Annotated in this window: 19 protein-coding genes and 1 pseudogene; 6 read left to right on the forward strand and 14 right to left on the reverse strand. The window is 56.9% G+C overall.

The window, feature by feature from the left end; translation table 11 throughout:
- Position 1 precedes the first annotated feature (1 nt).
- A complete protein-coding gene (locus ACZ1GS_RS10170) occupies positions 2-874 on the forward strand; it encodes a DUF1295 domain-containing protein (RefSeq protein ID WP_472695083.1) in 873 nt (290 codons plus the stop codon).
- A 69-nt stretch (positions 875-943) separates the two neighbouring features.
- Here ACZ1GS_RS10170 and ACZ1GS_RS10175 read toward each other — a convergent pair whose 3' ends face one another.
- From ACZ1GS_RS10175 to petA, 5 genes are all read right to left on the reverse strand, one after another.
- A complete protein-coding gene (locus ACZ1GS_RS10175; protein WP_472695084.1) occupies positions 944-1,522 on the reverse strand; it encodes a PEPxxWA-CTERM sorting domain-containing protein in 579 nt (192 codons plus the stop codon).
- A gap of 156 nt (positions 1,523-1,678) precedes the next feature.
- A complete protein-coding gene (locus ACZ1GS_RS10180) occupies positions 1,679-3,460 on the reverse strand; it encodes a hypothetical protein (RefSeq protein WP_472695085.1) in 1,782 nt (593 codons plus the stop codon).
- 190 nt (positions 3,461-3,650) lie between these two features.
- Positions 3,651-4,505: a cytochrome c1 gene (locus tag ACZ1GS_RS10185; RefSeq protein WP_472695086.1), complete on the reverse strand. Its 855-nt coding sequence runs from the start codon at positions 4,503-4,505 to the stop codon at positions 3,651-3,653.
- Between the two features lie 20 nt (positions 4,506-4,525).
- Positions 4,526-5,797: a cytochrome b gene (locus ACZ1GS_RS10190; RefSeq protein ID WP_472695087.1), complete on the reverse strand. Its 1,272-nt coding sequence runs from the start codon at positions 5,795-5,797 to the stop codon at positions 4,526-4,528.
- 11 nt (positions 5,798-5,808) lie between these two features.
- Complete coding sequence (gene petA / locus ACZ1GS_RS10195; RefSeq protein ID WP_472695088.1) at positions 5,809-6,387, reverse strand: ubiquinol-cytochrome c reductase iron-sulfur subunit; 579 nt, start codon at positions 6,385-6,387, stop codon at positions 5,809-5,811.
- An 18-nt stretch (positions 6,388-6,405) separates the two neighbouring features.
- On the opposite strand from petA, the gene ACZ1GS_RS10200 reads away from it, so the two are divergent.
- Genes ACZ1GS_RS10200 through ACZ1GS_RS10210 form a run of 3 tightly spaced genes read left to right on the forward strand, consistent with a single transcriptional unit; the run spans position 6,406 to position 8,457 of the window.
- Complete coding sequence (locus ACZ1GS_RS10200) at positions 6,406-7,017, forward strand: tRNA (cytidine(34)-2'-O)-methyltransferase (RefSeq protein ID WP_472695089.1); 612 nt, start codon at positions 6,406-6,408, stop codon at positions 7,015-7,017.
- Positions 7,014-7,874: an oxygen-dependent coproporphyrinogen oxidase gene (hemF, locus tag ACZ1GS_RS10205; protein ID WP_472695090.1), complete on the forward strand. Its 861-nt coding sequence runs from the start codon at positions 7,014-7,016 to the stop codon at positions 7,872-7,874. The genes ACZ1GS_RS10200 and hemF overlap by 4 nt, the downstream gene beginning before the upstream one ends.
- 4 nt (positions 7,875-7,878) lie before the next feature.
- A complete protein-coding gene (locus ACZ1GS_RS10210; protein ID WP_472695091.1) occupies positions 7,879-8,457 on the forward strand; it encodes a GNAT family N-acetyltransferase in 579 nt (192 codons plus the stop codon).
- Here ACZ1GS_RS10210 and ACZ1GS_RS10215 read toward each other — a convergent pair.
- Positions 8,450-9,208 carry a hypothetical protein gene (locus ACZ1GS_RS10215; RefSeq protein WP_472695092.1) on the reverse strand — a complete coding sequence of 253 codons (759 nt, stop codon included), beginning with the start codon at positions 9,206-9,208 and terminating at the stop codon, positions 8,450-8,452. The genes ACZ1GS_RS10210 and ACZ1GS_RS10215 overlap by 8 nt on opposite strands.
- Before the next feature lie 84 nt (positions 9,209-9,292).
- On the opposite strand from ACZ1GS_RS10215, the gene lipB reads away from it, so the two are divergent.
- Positions 9,293-9,940 (forward strand): lipoyl(octanoyl) transferase LipB, encoded by a 648-nt coding sequence (gene lipB, locus ACZ1GS_RS10220; protein ID WP_472695093.1) that lies wholly within the window; start codon positions 9,293-9,295, stop codon positions 9,938-9,940.
- 45 nt (positions 9,941-9,985) lie between these two features.
- Positions 9,986-10,249 (forward strand): hypothetical protein, encoded by a 264-nt coding sequence (locus ACZ1GS_RS10225; protein WP_472695094.1) that lies wholly within the window; start codon positions 9,986-9,988, stop codon positions 10,247-10,249.
- 14 nt (positions 10,250-10,263) lie between these two features.
- Here ACZ1GS_RS10225 and queE read toward each other — a convergent pair whose 3' ends face one another.
- The 8 genes and pseudogenes from queE to ACZ1GS_RS10265 all read right to left on the reverse strand — a co-directional run bounded on the left by queE (position 10,264) and on the right by ACZ1GS_RS10265 (position 17,107).
- Positions 10,264-10,908 (reverse strand): 7-carboxy-7-deazaguanine synthase, encoded by a 645-nt coding sequence (gene queE, locus ACZ1GS_RS10230; RefSeq protein ID WP_472695095.1) that lies wholly within the window; start codon positions 10,906-10,908, stop codon positions 10,264-10,266.
- Positions 10,905-11,595: pseudogene (gene queC, locus ACZ1GS_RS10235) on the reverse strand (7-cyano-7-deazaguanine synthase QueC). Before queC ends, queE begins: the two are co-directional and overlap by 4 nt.
- A gap of 205 nt (positions 11,596-11,800) precedes the next feature.
- Positions 11,801-12,208, reverse strand: coding sequence for a hypothetical protein (locus ACZ1GS_RS10240; protein ID WP_472695096.1), 408 nt, complete (start codon positions 12,206-12,208; stop codon positions 11,801-11,803).
- 160 nt (positions 12,209-12,368) lie between these two features.
- On the reverse strand, positions 12,369-13,265 hold the full coding sequence (gene hslO, locus ACZ1GS_RS10245; RefSeq protein WP_472695097.1) for an Hsp33 family molecular chaperone HslO: 897 nt from the start codon (positions 13,263-13,265) through the stop codon (positions 12,369-12,371).
- Positions 13,265-14,191 (reverse strand): ornithine carbamoyltransferase, encoded by a 927-nt coding sequence (argF, locus tag ACZ1GS_RS10250; protein ID WP_472695098.1) that lies wholly within the window; start codon positions 14,189-14,191, stop codon positions 13,265-13,267. The genes hslO and argF overlap by 1 nt, the downstream gene beginning before the upstream one ends.
- Positions 14,188-15,375: an acetylornithine transaminase gene (locus ACZ1GS_RS10255; protein ID WP_472695099.1), complete on the reverse strand. Its 1,188-nt coding sequence runs from the start codon at positions 15,373-15,375 to the stop codon at positions 14,188-14,190. The genes argF and ACZ1GS_RS10255 overlap by 4 nt, the downstream gene beginning before the upstream one ends.
- A gap of 102 nt (positions 15,376-15,477) precedes the next feature.
- The gene (locus ACZ1GS_RS10260; RefSeq protein WP_472695100.1) at positions 15,478-15,870 is read right to left on the reverse strand and encodes a GFA family protein; all 393 of its coding nucleotides are present in this window, start codon (positions 15,868-15,870) and stop codon (positions 15,478-15,480) included.
- 7 nt (positions 15,871-15,877) lie between these two features.
- Positions 15,878-17,107 carry a bifunctional alpha/beta hydrolase/OsmC family protein gene (locus tag ACZ1GS_RS10265; protein ID WP_472695101.1) on the reverse strand — a complete coding sequence of 410 codons (1,230 nt, stop codon included), beginning with the start codon at positions 17,105-17,107 and terminating at the stop codon, positions 15,878-15,880.
- Between the last annotated feature and the right edge of the window lie 50 nt (positions 17,108-17,157).

Consider the following 17,157-nt stretch of genomic DNA (forward strand, 5'->3'; position numbering starts at 1 on the left):
TGTGAATGTAAAAGTCTTGATTGCCGTTCTTATTGCCGTGTCGATCGGTGGTCTGGTTGCCGTGGCGGGCAGCGACGGTGGAACGGCCATCGGTTCGATGCCGGTTTTTCTGCTCTGCGGCCTGCTGGCCTTTGGCGTGAACTGGCTGGCCTTCATCCCCGCCAATATCTTCAAAACCGAAAAATATTATGATCTGACCGGGTCCTTCACCTATCTCACGCTGATGGTGGTGGCCTGCCTGTTTTCCGCGCCGCTGGACCCCCGTTCCACTTTGATCGCGGCGATGGTGGTGGTCTGGGCGGCCCGACTGGGGTCCTTCCTGTTCCTGCGCATCCGTGATGACGGTGGTGACCAGCGGTTTGACGAGATCAAGACCTCGCCGGGCCGCTTCTTTGTCACCTGGACCTTGCAGGGCACCTGGGTGCTGCTGACTGCGGCCAGTGCTCTGGCCATCATCACCAGCGGAACCCGGCTACCCCTCGGTATTTTCGCCTATGTCGGACTGTCTCTCTGGGCTGCAGGCTTCGCGATCGAAATTGTGGCTGACCGCCAGAAGCGCGCTTTTCGCCGGATCCCGGAAAATAAGGACCGCTTCATTTCCACCGGTCTGTGGGCCTGGTCGCGGCATCCCAATTATTTCGGTGAAATCCTGCTGTGGACCGGCGTAACCGTCGCGTCGCTGCCGGTGCTCGTCGGGTGGCAGTGGGTGACGATCATCTCTCCGATTTTCGTCGCGGTGTTGATCACGCGGATTAGCGGTGTCCCGAAACTCGAAGCCCATGCCAAGAAGAGATGGGGCGAGGAACAGGCTTATCAGGTTTATCTCCGCAACGTACCGATCCTGATCCCGAAACCGCCAAAATCAGCAAACTAGACCGACAGGCACAAAAAAGCCCCGCCAGATTTTCGCTGGCGGGGCATTTTGAATTCCTGGATTGTCGCCTTAGGCGTAGCTGACTTTGACACTCGCTTTGCGGGTCCGACGAAGGGCACCGCCAACAGCACCAAAGCCGAAGATCATGAACGCCCAGGTCGCTGGCTCCGGAACGGCGGAGACATCAAAGCTGATCGCACCGCTATTGTCGTTATTGTTGCTGTCCCAATAGAACAGTTCGAGTGTGCCGGAATCCCAGGCCGCGCCATTGAAATTCGCACCGAGAGTTTGATACTGACCGTTGATCCGACCGACCAGCGAACCGAAGGCCGATGAGAAACCGTCATCCGTGAACAAGCCGAAGTCACGCCCGATCCGGGTTCCGATCGCTTGGCCGGAATCATCGGTGGCGGTTGCGAACCGGTCGGCAATCAGACCATCGGCATCGGAAAACCGCGGCAGCGCGCCTGCGCTCCACAAATCATCGGTGCTCGAGCTGATCGTGATTTCATCCCCGGCACCCACGGCGATTGTATCCAGCGCAACACCACCATTGAAACTGTTGGCGGTTGCATCGACGATGAACGTAGCAGCGCTGGCTGGCGTGGTCGCCAACAGTGCCGCGGTAACAAGCAAAATTTTCTTCATGGGAGCCCCTTGGACATTACTAAAATACTGACCCGATATCTAACCCACCGACAACAGAATGACCAGCTTGTTTACCCTATTCTTACATAAGTTTACCCCCGTTTGCACCGCCCGACACCGGCACGGGCCGATAACCGGATCGGCAAAATCGGGCGATCAGTCTATTCTGGCGCGCAAGGCGATCGTAAATTCCGACGTCGGGGCCGGCGTGGCAAACACCCCCTTGGGATTGATGCAAATATAAGTGACATCCGGATCATAGCCCGAGCTCGGGGTATAGGTGCAACTGGAGAAACTGATCGGCATCGAGGGTTGGTTCGAAAAGGCGACATCATTGGCATAGTTAACACTCAGGCCGCTGCCATTGTCGACAAAGGCGATCGGATCGTTACCCGGGAAGGTGTCCGGTCCGCCGTCGTCAATATCACCGTTGAAAAAGGTCAGATTGCTGGGCAACGCATCAAACAGCAAAACGCTGTCCGCACCCGCCGGTCCATCACCGACATTTTGAACGACGATCGTGTAGACAATATCTTCGCCGGGGATCGAAAAGCCGGTGCTGGCCCCGCTCCCGGTGTAAACCGCTGAACTTTTCATGACATTCAGCCGGGCGGTGCTGATCGGGGTGGGTTGTCCGATAGCGGAAAAGCTCCCCTGGCAATTGCCAGGATCGCCATCAATCGCGCCCCAGTTCGGATCGCCAGCGCTGGTGCCTAGCGAACTGGTCCCAGCCGTGCCGCCACTCACGACGGGCGTGATCGCGGCGCAGCTGGTTCCAAACAGCCGAATGGCCCCGCCGCCGCCACCGCCACCGGTACCATGGGCAAAGTCGGTATTGGCTTCATCCCCGCCATCGCCGCCCGCGACGCGGATCACGGGCGATCCGGAAACCGAATTCACCACCGACATAACAATCGAGCCCCCTGCCCCGCCACCATCCGCGCCGTTGGCATCGTCTTGTACGGCCGACAAACCATCGGCCAAAAGCCGGCCACCTGCGCCAACCAGGGTTCCCACGCGCAGAAAGATCATGCCACCGCCCGCGCGGTTCCCTCCGGTTGCCGTCTGAGAAACCTCCGATCCGGAACCGCCGCCGCCGCCCATGAACAAGCGGTTATTCGGTGTATAATCGAGCGCCTGACCGCCCAGACCACCAAAATGCCCGTCATCGCAAATGCTGAGCTCGCGGCCGCCGAGACCACCAGCGCCGACATTGCCGCCACCGCCGCCGCCCGCATCAGTGATATTGCCGCCGCCGCCGCCATTGCCATTATGTCCGCGACGGGCGGCATGCGCCGATGATGACAGAACCACGCCTTCACCTTTGTTTCCGGTGCCGGCTTGCACCGCACTGGTGTAATTGGTCTGATCCGACGCACAGCTGTCAAACGGCGTCGAGGATGCCAGCGCACCACCAGCAAATCCGCGGCCGCTGGCGTCAATATCCGCATCCAGCGTCAGCGTCCCCACCACATCCAGCACGAGAACGCCGCCGGTCTGGCCATTCCAGGTCGCTGGACTGACCGTTCCGCCAACCGACACATTGCCATCAAAAACCAGCACGCTGACAATCTGCACCGCTGCGCTGGTATCAAAGGCAACGGTCGGCGCTGTTTCCAATGTCAAGGTGCTGCCAGACACGCCGACAACCTTGACATATTCAAACCGCCCGGCGCTGTTATAGGCGGTGATATCGCCATGGGTGGCATCGTCATTGCGGGTCACCGAAGCGCCATTCATCTGAACGATCAGCGCCCGGCTATTGGCCGAAAACCCGACCGTGCTCGAAACCTGGACGCTGGTCGATGAAATGGAAATAACCCGCGCGGAGTTGTTAATCTGTGCCTGCGCGCCACTCGCCCATCCGATCGACAGAGTGATGACGCTCAGCCAGACAAACCAGCGCGCAAATAAAGTGCCTACAAAAGAAATACCCAAACTCCCGGTATGTTTTGCTTTCGTGGCTTTTGAGAACGGTTTTTTCCAACAGAATTTTAACCGAAACGGACCAATATATCGGGCCAGTGCATCCCTGAAATCCGCTGATTGCCGATGCGCGCTCAATCAAACACAAAAAAGCCCGCCAAATGGCGGGCTCTCTGTAGTCTTTTTCGAGAAAACTTTGGCTTTACTCAGCCTTCTTTTTCTTCTCGGCTTTGACCTCGGCCCAGATCGTCCGATAGGACATATAAGCGAGGATCGTGGCGATCAGCAAAAAGGCCAGCACAGCCCAACCGGTCTGGTGCCGCTTTTCAAGCGTGGGTTCGGCGGTCCAGATCAGGAAAGCCGTCACGTCCTTTGCCATCTGATCAATTGTGGCCTTGGTGCCATCCGAATAGGCCACCTGGTCATCCAGCACAATCGGTGACGCCATCGCCAGGTTCAGGTTTGCAAAATAAGGATTATAGTGCAGTCCGGGGCCCGGCTTGGCGGCATCCGGAAGATCTTCCGGTGGATCCTGATATCCGGTCAGCAGCGAATAGATATAAGGCGCGCCGCCTACCCGTGCTTTCGTGATCAACGAAAGATCTGGCGGGATGGCGTTATTATTCGCCGCAGCCGCTGCCACGTCATTGGCAAAAGGCTTCGGAAACTTGTCTGCCGGCAAGGAAGGTCGCGAGGACATTTCGCCGGTGTTCGGATCAATATCGGGCGTCTCGATAATCCAGTTCGCCGCGATCGCTTTTACTTCGGCTTCGTTATAGCCGATTTCCTCGAGATTACGGAACGCCACCAGACGGATTGAATGACAGGCCGCACAGACTTCCTTGTAGACCTGGAAACCACGCTGCAATTGCTGCCGATCAAATTTGCCAAACATGCCGTCGGTCGAAAACGAGACATCCTTGGGTTCCTGATGATACGCGTAATAGACCGGCTTTTCAGGCGGGTTGGTGACATATTCCTTCAGCCCGAGACCGAAGGAAACAAGAAGCCAACCAGCAAAGAAGATACCGATCAAGAAGCCAAAAAATCTAACCATTATTCTAAGTCCTTAATTCTTTAGCTAACTTGAGCGAGCGGCTTGCCGGTGACCGCCTCGGTTATCGAATTGGGTAACGGCTCAGGCTTTTCCAACCGGGAAAGCATCGGCAATATGATCAGGAAATGCGCAAAATAATAGGCACTGGCGAGCTGGCTGAGCATGACATAAGGCTCTTCCGCCGGTGCACCACCGCAAATTCCGAGAATGATGATCGCAGGGATCAGACCAAACCAGAAATATTTCTTGAACTTCGGCCGGTGGTTGCCGGACCGCACGGGAGACTTGTCGAGCCAGGGCAGGAAGAACCAGACCAGGATCGCCGAGAACATCGCCAGCACGCCCAGCAGCTTCGCAGGAACGAACAGGAAGTCGAAGGTGAACGCCCGCAAAATCGCATACCATGGCCAGAAATACCATTCCGGAACAATATGCGCCGGTGTCGAAAGCGGGTTGGCAGGGATATAGTTATCCGCATGGCCCAGCATGTTCGGCACAAAAAACATCACGGCGGTGAAGAAAATCAATGCCAGTCCCAGCGTCCAGCCATCTTTGGCGGTATAGAAAGGATGGAACGGAACCGTATCTTGCGGCCCCTTCACATCAACACCCGTCGGATTGTTGGACCCGGGAATGTGCAGCGCCCAGATATGCATGATGATGACACCAGCGATCACAAAGGGCAGCAGATAGTGCAGCGAGAAGAACCGGTTCAGCGCCGCGTTATCCGGCGCAAAGCCGCCAAGCAGCAGTTCCTGGATCGGCTTCCCGACCAGCGGAATGGCCTCAAACAGGCCGGTGATCACTTTCGCACCCCAGAAGCTCATCTGGCCCCATGGCAGGACATAGCCCATGAAAGCGGTGGCCATGGCCAGCAGATAGATGACCACGCCCAGCAGCCAGATCATTTCGCGGGGGGCCTTGTAGGACCCGTAATAGAGCCCGCGGCCGATATGCAGGTAGATGGCGATGAAGAAGAAGCTCGCACCATTGGCATGCGCATAGCGGAACATCCAACCGCTGTTCACGTCGCGCATGATATGCTCAACGGAGTCAAACGCGATGGTGGCATTGGCTGCGTAATGCATCGCCAAGATGATGCCGGTAACGATCTGAACCACCAGGAAGAAACCGGCCAGCGAGCCGAAGTTCCAGAAATAGTTCAGGTTGCGCGGGGTCGGATAACCCGCCCCGACGCTGTTATAAACCAGACGACCGATTGGCAGTTTTTCGTCCATCCACTGACCGAAGGCGGTGGTTGGTGTATATTGCTGTGCCCAAGGAAAACTCATGTATCTTGCCCCTAGCCGATTTTCACGACGGTATCTGATAGGAATTCATGCTCCGGCACTTCCAGATTGGTAGGTGCCGGGCCTTTGCGAATGCGTGCTGCGGTATCATAATGCGAACCGTGGCAAGGGCAGAAATAGCCGCCATATTCGCCTTTGACCTCACCTTGTGCGGCGCCAAGCGGCACACAGCCCAAATGCGTGCAAACACCCAATGTAATCAGCCAGTTTTCCTTGCCGGCCGATGTCCGGTCGCTCAATGATTCCGGATCGCGCAATTCGGCGACATCGACGCTGTTCGCATCTTCTATTTCAGCAGCGGTCAGGTTCCGAATGAAAATCGGTTGCTTGCGCCAGCTTGATTTGATCGCCTGCCCTTCTTCAATAGCGGAAATATCCACCTCAATCGAAGACAGTGCCAGCACGTCGGCGCTGGGGTTCATCTGGTTGACCAAAGGAAAAACCGTTGCAACGGCACCCACGCCGGCAAAACTCACGGCCGCAACGTTGATGAAATCCCGACGGCGCACGCCATCGGATGGTTCGTTCGGTTCACCGTCTTGCGGATCTATAGCGGTTTCAGCTGTTGCCATGTAAACAAGCCCTTAACTTTGAAGTCGACCCCGTTTGCCAGAATCCTCGCTATCTCTCAATACCGATCTTCGGGCAATAATTGCGCGCCTGATAGCCGCGATCCATATGGTTTGCCAACAGTCAATTTTCCATTGACCGCACATATTGTTAACCCCCATGTTGCACCGACCATGAGAGTAGCCCTGTACCAACCGGATATCGCTGGAAATTTAGGAACGATTCTAAGGACATGCGCCTGTTTGAACGTGGCTGTGGACATTATCGAACCCTGCGGTTTTCCGTTCAGCGACAGAAGCTTAAAACGCGCCGGAATGGACTATTTTGATCATGTCGACTTCACCCGCCATGCCGATTGGGACAGTTTTGTGACGTTCAGCGAATCTGCCGCCCGGCGCTTGATCCTGTTCAGCAGCAAAGCCACCACGCGTTATCACGACTTTGTCTTTCGCGAAAATGACATATTGCTGTTCGGATCAGAGGGTTCCGGGGTACCCGTTGATGTGCATCAAAGCGTGGACAACAGAATCACCATAGCGATGCAGAGCGGCATGCGATCCTTGAATCTTGCCGTATCGGCAGGCATGGCGCTTGGCGAGGCCTTGAAACAGACAGGACAATTTCCAGAATGACGGACACTCAACTTGATGAACAACAACGCACCGCGCAGACCTGGTTTGCGGAGTTGCGAGACAATATCTGCGCAGCGTTCGAGGCCATCGAACAGGAAGCCGGCAGCGCCGCCCGCTTTGAATATAAGCCCTGGGACCGCAAGAACCCCGATGGCTCGCCCGGTGGCGGCGGCGTTCAGGGGCTGATGAAAGGCGAGATTTTCGAAAAAGTGGGCGTCAACATATCGACGGTCGATGGCACGTTTAGCGAGGAATTCGCCAAAGCCATTCATGGCGCTGCCGAAGATCCGCATTTTTTCGCCACCGGCATCAGCCTGGTTGCCCATATGCGCAATCCCCATGTCCCGGCGGTGCATATGAACACCCGCTTCCTGTGTACCACCAAACGATGGTTTGGCGGCGGCGCTGATCTCAATCCGGCGCTGCCCTATGATGACGACACGGCGGACTTTCACGCGCGCCTCAGGCAGGCCTGTGACGCGCATGGCGATGATTATTATGCCCGTTACAAAAAATGGGCCGATGACTATTTCTTCATTCCGCATCGCAATGTCCATCGCGGGGTCGGCGGGATATTCTATGACCATCTGGAAATCGAACAGGACGGCGATTTTGATCGGCACTTTGCGTTCACCCAGGATGTCGGCCGCGCGTTTCTCGATATCTTTCCAGCCTTGGTGCGCCGCCGGATGGGCCTGCCATGGACCGAAGCGGAAAAAGAGGCCCAGCTGGTCTGGCGCGGTCGCTATGCCGAATTTAACCTGGTCTATGATCGCGGCACCACGTTCGGACTGAAGACCGGCGGCAATGTCGATGCCATCCTGATGAGCCTGCCACCGGAAGCCAAGTGGAGCTGATATCTTGACCACATTGCCGGTTCCTGATGGCCATGTCGCCGATGTCATTACCCATCTGGAAATGACCAGCAGACCTGCCATCACGGCTGGGGAATCGACATTGACATTGGAACGCTGGTGCAAGCCGGCGCCTGAAAAATATCTGGCGTTGTTTCGCAAGATTGGCGAACGTTGGATGTGGTTGTCGCGCCTATTGCTCAGCGCGGATGAACTGACGGCGATCATCCATCATCCCGACGTCGCCATCTATCAGGTGCAACTGGACGGGCAACCTGTCGGTTTCATCGAACTGGATTTTCGCGAGGCCAATCAATGTGAAATTGGATTTCTAGGGCTCATCCCCGAACTGAACGGTCAGGGCCATGGCCGATGGCTGATGGATGTCACGCTGACCAAAGCGTGGCGACAGGATGTCGAACGCGTCTGGTTGCACACCTGCACGCTGGATTCTCCGCGGGCGTTGCCTTATTATTGCGCTGCCGGATTTACCGCTTTCAAACGCGAAGTCTCGATGAACCCTGACCCTCGATTGACCGGTCACCTGCCCGAAACGGCGGGCCCGCATATTCCGATCATCAGTTAAAAATCTCTTCAACCGTTTTTCCGGTGCCGGTGCCCGTGAGCTGGCGGTAGATCGACGCGATGACCACGGCGATCAGGATTTGCAATGCGGTCCCGCCCAGAGCGGAGATGGTGTTTTCAATCAGCGGCCAACCTGCCCCGCCCGTGGCCAGTCCGGTCACCACACCAATCACCATCTGGACCACGCCAACCGTGATGGTGCCGACAATGGCGATGATCAGGATCAGCAACATGATTGCAAATCCATTATTCTGGGTGTGGTTCCAACTGGCCTTGAGCACGGTGATCGGGTTTTTTTCACCCTGATCCGCGATGATCATCGGCACGAGGACCAGGCGGCAGGCGATGTAAAGACCAGGCAGGATGAACAGCAAAAAGCCTGCCAGTGTCGCCAGGCCGGTTAGGATATTTGCCAGCAGGAAGACCAGAAACAAGCGCGCGGCAGTGCCAAGACTGTCCGCGACCGTTCCGTTATGAACCGGCGCAATCACGCAAAACACCGCCAGTCCGCCAAAGCTGATCAACAGATTGGACAGGATGACCGATCCGGCATTGTTGGAGAAATAGGTTTGGTAGGCCGCCATGACGTCATTGATATCGGTCACGCCTTCGACTGCAGGCTGCCCGACAAATTGGGCCATTAGCAGCGTTGGCAAAAAGACAAAAACGCCGGCAATGGCCAATATGCCTTCCAGATGGTCGCGCAATATCGCCATCGCGCCATTCCAGCATTGCATATAATTCAGCTTCACTATTCCCACCTCTCGCAGCGATTGCGATCAAATTTCATCCGTTCTGCTCTTGCCACCACGATGGCAATTGTGCACGGAAATTCTATGCAGTCCCCAACCGACATCGAATGGTGCGTCAGCGACACGCAGGTTTCCTATCCCGACGCCCTGGAGCGGATGGAAGCGCGCAATGCGGCGGTGCGCCAGGACTCCGCGCAGGAGATGATCTGGCTGCTCGAACATCCGCCCTTATACACCGCCGGCACCAGCGCCGATCCCAAGGAACTGCTCAGCGGCCAGTTCCCGGTCTTCAAAACCGGACGCGGCGGACGGCATACTTATCATGGGCCGGGTCAGAGAGTCGGCTATGTGATGCTGGACCTCAAGAAACGCCGGTCCGATGTCCGCGGGTTTGTCCATGCGCTCGAAGACTGGGTGATTGCGGCGCTGGCCGAATTCGGCCTGTCTGCGCGCGCCATTGAAGGCCGGGTCGGCATCTGGTGCGACACGCCCGCCGGGCAGGAAGCAAAAATCGGCGCCATCGGGATTCGCATTCGAAAATGGGTCACAATGCATGGGTTCTCGGTCAATGTGGATCCGGATCTCGATCATTTCGATGGGATCATCCCCTGCGGCATTAGCGAATATCCGGTCACCAGTCTGAAACAACTGGGCATAACCGCATCACTGCATGATTTCGACGCCGCCTTGCGCAAAACCGCGCCTTCTTTTTTGACAGCGATCAGCAAATGATATTATCGCTGGATCAACAAGCCTCTTTGACCAAAGGACAATGACATGAGAAAGCTATCCCTCGCAATCATGGTGATCGCACCTGCGCTGTTGGCAGCCTGTTCGGGGGATCCCGAAGCCCCCGAAGCGGATGCCGTTACCGAAACCCAGATGGATGAAGTCGATGTTATCGACGGCACGATCAGCGACGACATGGTTGACGTCGACACCCAGGCGACCGGCGATGCCGAGGCTGAACAGGAAGGCGAAACCACCACCGGGAATGATGCGCAAGAAGCATCTGCTGAGGCAGAAGAGGCCGAGGAATAAGCCCCCTGTAACGGTCAGGCGATCCCGAGAATCTTGTGGGTCTGCAGCGACAAACGCCATTGCGGGTGGGCTCGGACAAAATCCATCGCGGCCTTGATATTCGCCTGGTTCACGGCGTCATCAAACCGGCTGTCCATCGGCTGGACCAGATGATGGGCAAAATCCCATGCGGTCATTGCCTGCCAGTCGCTGCCGCTTTGCGGCCAGATCAGTTTCAGCTCGTCCCCGGACCGCTGAACGGTCTCACTCCCGGCTTTGGGGCTGATGCAAATCCAGTCGATTGAGCGGGGAACCGGCAAGGTTCCGTTCGACTCGATTGCGATTTCAAAGTCTTTCGCATGCAAGGCTGCGATCAGGGCATCGTCAACCTGCAACATGGGTTCACCGCCGGTCAGGACGACGAACCGGTCAGTGGTCTCGTCACCCCAGGTCGCCAATATGGCATTAGCCACTGCGTCGGCTGAGGCAAAACGACCGCCGCCTTCCCCATCCATACCGACAAAATCCGTGTCGCAAAACTGGCAGACGGCCGTCGCGCGATCCTTTTCCAGGCCGGTCCAGAGATTGCATCCGGTGAAGCGGGCAAATACCGCACGCCGTCCCGCCTGCACACCCTCGCCCTGCAAGGTCAGAAACATTTCCTTGATCGCGTAGCTCATGGCGATTCCGCATAGCGCGTAGGGTCTTTCAGTCCGGCTTCTTCAAACCCTTTCTGGCGCAAACGACAGCTGTCACACAGGCCGCAATGCATATTGCCGGGAGCCGGATCATAGCAGGACCAGCTCATGCCGGCATCGATATCCAGACGCGCGGCTTCCTTGGCAATGTCCGCCTTGGTCATGAGTTGCAGGGGCGTTTGAATGGTAAACCCCATCCCCTGGTCTCCCGCTTTGGTGGCCAGATCCGCCAGCTTTTCGAAGCCGGAGATAAATTCGGGTCGGCAGTCGGGATAACCGGAATAATCCAGTGCATTGACACCGATAAATATATCGCGTGCCTGCCGCGCCTCGGCGAGCCCCAATGTCAGCGACAGGAAAATCAGGTTTCGCGCGGGCACATAAGTGACCGGTATATCGGTCGTCACGCCGGTTTTGGGAACGGCGATATTGTCCGTCAAAGCCGACCCGCCAAACCGGCCGAGATCAAGCGGCAATATGATATGTTCCTTCACACCGAGCTTTTCGGCAATCAGATTCTGCGGACTGCAATTCGATCTTGTGGCGCTGATTATAATCCACCGTGAGCGCGATAATATCAAAACCCTGTTCCCGGGCGATGCCCCCGGCAACCATGGAATCCAGTCCGCCTGACAGCAGCACAATCGCAGTTTTTCTCTGATCCGACATAGGCGCCCCGCTAATCCGGTTCGACCGGGCACGCAAGTCCTAGCGACAGCAATCGGGCATTTTGGGCAAAAAAGTGGGCCGCCATTTCAACGAAATGCGGCCCAGTGTGGCTTCTAGTTCAAGCCAAAAGGGAGGATTTCATGCCAAAGCATGATGGAGATAGTCCTAGCATCATCATGGTTAACAAAATGCTAACGGGCGATAACTAACAGCTACCCGTTCGCCGGCCTTCGACAGTGAAGGAAAACGGCGCATTGCCTTCGATGCCCTGCGACTGGATCTGGATCAAGCCGCTGGATTCTTGCTTGATGGTTGTCACACCATGATCGGAAGATCCGCATTTATAGCTCACGCGGATGCTTTTTGGCGTATCCTGGATCACATAGCGTGAACAGCTCGCGCTGCCATGCTGGATCTGGAGCAGCAGTTTCGGATCGCCCAGGCAGACTTTCTTGCCGCCATTGGGCGCTCCGCGTGCCTTGAGTGTCCATTCACCTTTCTGCAACCCGTCAAGCAGCGCCAATTCCGGCGCCTGCGCAGGAGCGGAAACCGAAAAGGCGAACGTCGCAACCGCAGTTGCGCTGACATATTTGATCAGTGTTCCCATATTCATTCCCGTAACCTCCTTTACGCGCCTTTGCTGGCCGGCCATCTCGCTATGGCTATAGTGGACCAATAATCCCGGAATGTGGCCGTTATTGCACCCAAATGCGGCGAATAATTGCATATTTTAGACAAGTAAGGTGAACTGAAAGTAAATTATTACTTATTTATCAGTTGTTTAAACTTAGCCCCGAAATCGCGAACCGCTTGCTGCAAAAAGCGCAATCAATGGCGATCATTCCCTCATCGTCGATCATTTCTTCCTTATCTTCTTTCGGGAATCGCGCGATCACGTCCCTGATATGATCTTCATTACAACGGCATCCCTTAATGAGCGGTTTACCGCTCAAAACCCTCACTTCGTCGCTCTCGCTGAACAGACGCCACAGGATGTCTTCAATCGGCAGTGCGGCATCCAGCAGCTCTTCGGGTTGAACACTATTGGCCATGATCTCGACATGCTCCCATTCGGGATGATGCATGCGGACATGCAAGCGTTCGCGCCCTTCCTCGCCTTCCGGCAAATGCTGGACCAGCAAGCCACCGGCGACCGCGGGCTGGGCATCCAGATCGAGCGCCACACGGATCAAGGTTGGAATTTGCTCCGACTGACTGAAATAGCTTTGCACCGCTTCGGTCAGGCTGCCGCCTTCCAGCGGAACAATACCCTGGGTACGACCGCGCGGTTCGGGATGGTCGAACGTAATCGCGAGATAGCCTTTGCCGAACAGCGCCATCAGGCTGGGCTCCAGCGGTTCGCGCGCCAGGCGTTCGCGGTCAAACTGGATATAACCGCGCAACGCCCCGTCCTTATAGTCACAGGCGAGCAGACTGATCACCCCGGCTTCGGTTTGCGCCTGCAGCGTCAATTGCGCATCTTCATCCTTGAGCAGCGCACCGAGCAAGGCCGTGAGGCAGACGGCTTCGCCCAGCAAAGTCTTGATCTGCGGAGGATAGTCATGGGCGTCCATGATTTCATCCAGCGTCCGCCCCAGCCGCACACCGCGCCCGCGGCAATGTTTGGCCGGAATGGCGAAGGACAGATTGGCATCGAGAAGCGTCGGCATCAGATCTGTCCGAATACCCAGCGCAATATCGACTTTTGCGCATGAATGCGGTTTTCGGCCTCATCCCACACCACCGATTGCGGCCCATCAATGACCGACGGCATCACTTCCTCGCCGCGATGCGCCGGTAAACAGTGGAGAAACAGCGCGTCGGGCTTGGCTTTCTCCATCACGACGTCATGAACCTGAAACGGCATCATCGCTTCCATCTTGGCTTCGGCATGGGCCTGACCCATGGAGACCCAGGTATCGGTGACAACAATATCCGCGCCAGCCACGGCTTCCATTGCGTCCCGGTGCACCGTGATTGTCGCACCCGCCGCCTCAGCTGCAGCGATAAACTGGGGGTCGGGATCATAGCCTTCGGGGCACCCGATCCGGACGTTAAACTTCATCAAACCTGCGGCTTCGACGATGGAGTTGAGGACGTTGTTTACGTCGCCGAGCCAGGCCAGCTCGAGCCCGGGCAGCGCCTTGCCCCGTTCAATCAATGTCAGCAGGTCCGCGACAATCTGGCAAGGATGCGAGAGATCTGTGAGGCCGTTGATGACCGGTACCGTTGCATGGGCGGCCAGTTCTTCAATCTTGGCATGATCATCGGTCCGGATCATGATCGCGTCGCACATGCGCGAGAGCACCCTTGCGGTGTCCGCCACCGTTTCGCCGCGGCCAAGTTGCATGGATCCGGAGTCCATGACGATGCTCGTGCCGCCCAGTTGGCGGATCGCCATGTCGAAAGAAACCCGGGTGCGGGTGCTGCTTTTTTCAAAGATCATCGCCAGCACATGGTCGGCCAGCGGCGCGTCTTGGTCCGCCTTGCCTTTCGGCCAGGACTGGCGCGCTGCCTTGCGGTCGAGCGCATCGTTGATCATCGCCGCAATCGCATCGCCGCCGGCATCGGACAGGTTGAGAAAATGCTGCGTCATGACGCCGGGACCTGATAATCTCTGGCCCCTGCGGACAGCTTTTCGATGGCTTCGGTGATATGCGTTTCATCGATGATCAGCGGCGGCAATATGCGCACCACATTGTCGCCGGCCGCAACGGTGAGAAGCCCGTGATTGTCGCGCAAATGCGCCACGAACGGGCGGCTTTCGACATTCATCTTGATACCCAGCATCAAGCCCATGCCCCGGACATGATCAAACAATTCATCATGGTTCGGGATCATCTGCTCGAGACTGGCGCGCAACCGGTCGCCGGTATCACGGACATGGGTCAGAAACTCTTCATTGTCGACGACATCGAGCACCGCATTGCAGGCCGCCATCGCGAACGGATTGCCGCCATAGGTCGATCCATGAGTCCCAAAAACCATACCGACCGCCGCCTTTTCGGTGGCGAGACAGGCGCCCACCGGGAACCCGCCGCCGAGTCCCTTGGCGGACGCGAGAATATCGGGCTCGACGCCATATTCTTCATAGGCAAACAGACGACCGCTGCGGGCGACCCCACATTGCACTTCATCGAAAATCAGCATCAGGTCTTTGTCATCGCAACAGTCGCGCAATCCCTGCAGAAAGGCCTGGCTGGCCGGGCGCACGCCGCCTTCGCCCTGGATCGGTTCGACCAGGAAACCGGCGGTATTGTCGTCAACCGCTGCGAGCGCTTCTTCGAGATTGTCAAAGGTAACATATTTGAAGCCCGGCAATAGCGGATTGAATCCCTTGTGCATCTTGGTTTGGCTTGACGCGCTGATCGTGGCCATTGTCCGGCCATGAAAAGCATCACTGAAGGTGATCAGCGTATTCTTATGCTCGTTGCCATTGGCGGCATGGTACGCCCTTGCGGTCTTGATCGCGCATTCGACCGACTCCGCCCCGCTATTGGTGAAAAAGACCGTGTCGGCGAAAGTGCTGTCGACCAGGCGCTGGGCCACTTTTTCGCCCTGTGGGGATCCGTACATGTTGGACACATGCATCAAGGTCCCGGCCTGGTCCTGGATCGCGCCGACCAGATGCGGATGGCTGTGGCCAAGCAGGTTCACCGCGATACCGCTGGCAAAGTCCAGATAGCGCTCGCCATTCTCCCCAATCAGATAACAGCCTTCACCGCGAACCGGACGAACGTCGCAGCGCGGATATACGGGCATTAACGGGGTGATCGTCATAGGAAATTCCTTCTTCGGTTCGCACATAAAAAAACAGAAAAGGCGACCGGAATGGCCGCCCTTTTCAAGCCAGCAAGCTATACGCCTGCGGGACTCGTCCCGTCAATCCGTAGCGTTCAATGCCTGTTTGGATTTTTCCCAATTCTGACCATCAAAGATGATGATATGGGGCTCCAGGCCATGGCCATCATCCAGACAATGGTAGTTTATGCTCCAGCTGTCCGGGTGAGACCGGGGCTGATAAAAGCTTTTCACACCGCAATGTCGGCAGAAAAGATGATCCGCCTGCTGCGTGCCGAATCTGTAGCTGGTCAGCGCATCTTCGCCCGACAGCAGCGTAAATAGCGGGTGCTTCACGGTCAGATGCAAATGCCCGGTTTTGGCGCAAATCAAGCAATTGCAATCGAGCAGATCCGGCTGTGCATCGGCAACCGCTTCAAAGCGGACCGCGCCGCAATGGCACCCGCCAGATATTGTCTTCTCGGCTGCCGTCATCGCCGCTTCACGCCAAAATGCTGTGAATGTCGATCCGGTTTTCCAATGTGCGGTGCACTGGGCATTTGTCAGCAATCTCCATCAGCTTCTCGCGTTGCTCCTGACTCAGATCGCCGTCTAGCACAATGGTCCGGTCAATAACATCAATCCGGTTATCCGCATTGTTGCAGGTCGCGCAGTCTTCGACATGTTCGCGGGAATGTTCGAGCGTGATATGGACCGATTCCAGCGGGATATTCTTTCGTTCGGCATACATGTTCAAGGTCATTGACGTACAGGCGCCCAGCCCGGCCAGCAAATAGTCATAAGGCGCCGGACCCCGGTCATCACCGCCAAAGGCTAGCGGTTCGTCGGCAATCAGGTCATGACTGCTGGTTCGGACATATTGGGTGAATTTTCCACCGGCGGTTTCCACCGTGACAAGGCCTTTTGCCGGCCGTTCGGAAGCGCTGGGGTCCGCTTGCTCGGTCGCCGGCAAAAAGGGTGTCGCCCAAGCCGCGATCATGTCCGCCGCCTGTTCTGCGGATCCGGGACTGGTCAGCAGATGATCCGCGCCGTTCAGCGCAATGAAGCTTTTCGGGTGCCGCGCGGCGGTGAAAATCGCGCTGGCATTGTCGAGCCCGACAATCGCATCATCCGGCGCGTGCATGACCAGCAGCGCCTTGCCCAGCCTGGCTAGGCGATCCGCTTGCGGTTGATCATAGGCTTCATCGAGAAACGCCTGATCCACGGTAAAGGGCCGCCCGCCAATGGTGACTTCCGCCGCTTTCTCCGCAGTGACTTTTTTCAGATCATCACCCAGCTGGCCGAGAACATGATCCACTTCAAAGGGCGCGCCGATGGTCACAACCGCCTGGACCGACGGAATTTGTTCGGCCGCGGCGATCACCGCCGCACCGCCCAGACTGTGGCCGATCAGCAAAGCAGGCGCCCCCGGTCCCTCGCGCAAGGCCGACGCCGCCGCAACCAGATCCGAAACATTGGAAACAAAGCCGCTGTCCTTAAATTCGCCCTCGCTATTGCCCAGTCCAGTGAAATCAAAGCGCAAAGTCGCAATGCCCTTCGCCGCCAGCGCGGCGGAAATCCGGACGGCGCCCTTGCTCGACTTGGTGCAGGTAAAGCAATGTGCGAACAGAGCCACGGCACGGACAGGCCCCGTATTGGGCCGCTCGAGGCGCCCATCGAGGGTCTGGCCTTTCGGGCCGGCAAACTGAAATTTCTCGGTCGTGGTCATCATGGCAGCGGCCCCTTCGCATTTGGTTCATTGGAACATTCGTACGCGGAAGC

It is taken from the genome of Parasphingorhabdus sp. W113 (genome assembly GCF_055693205.1).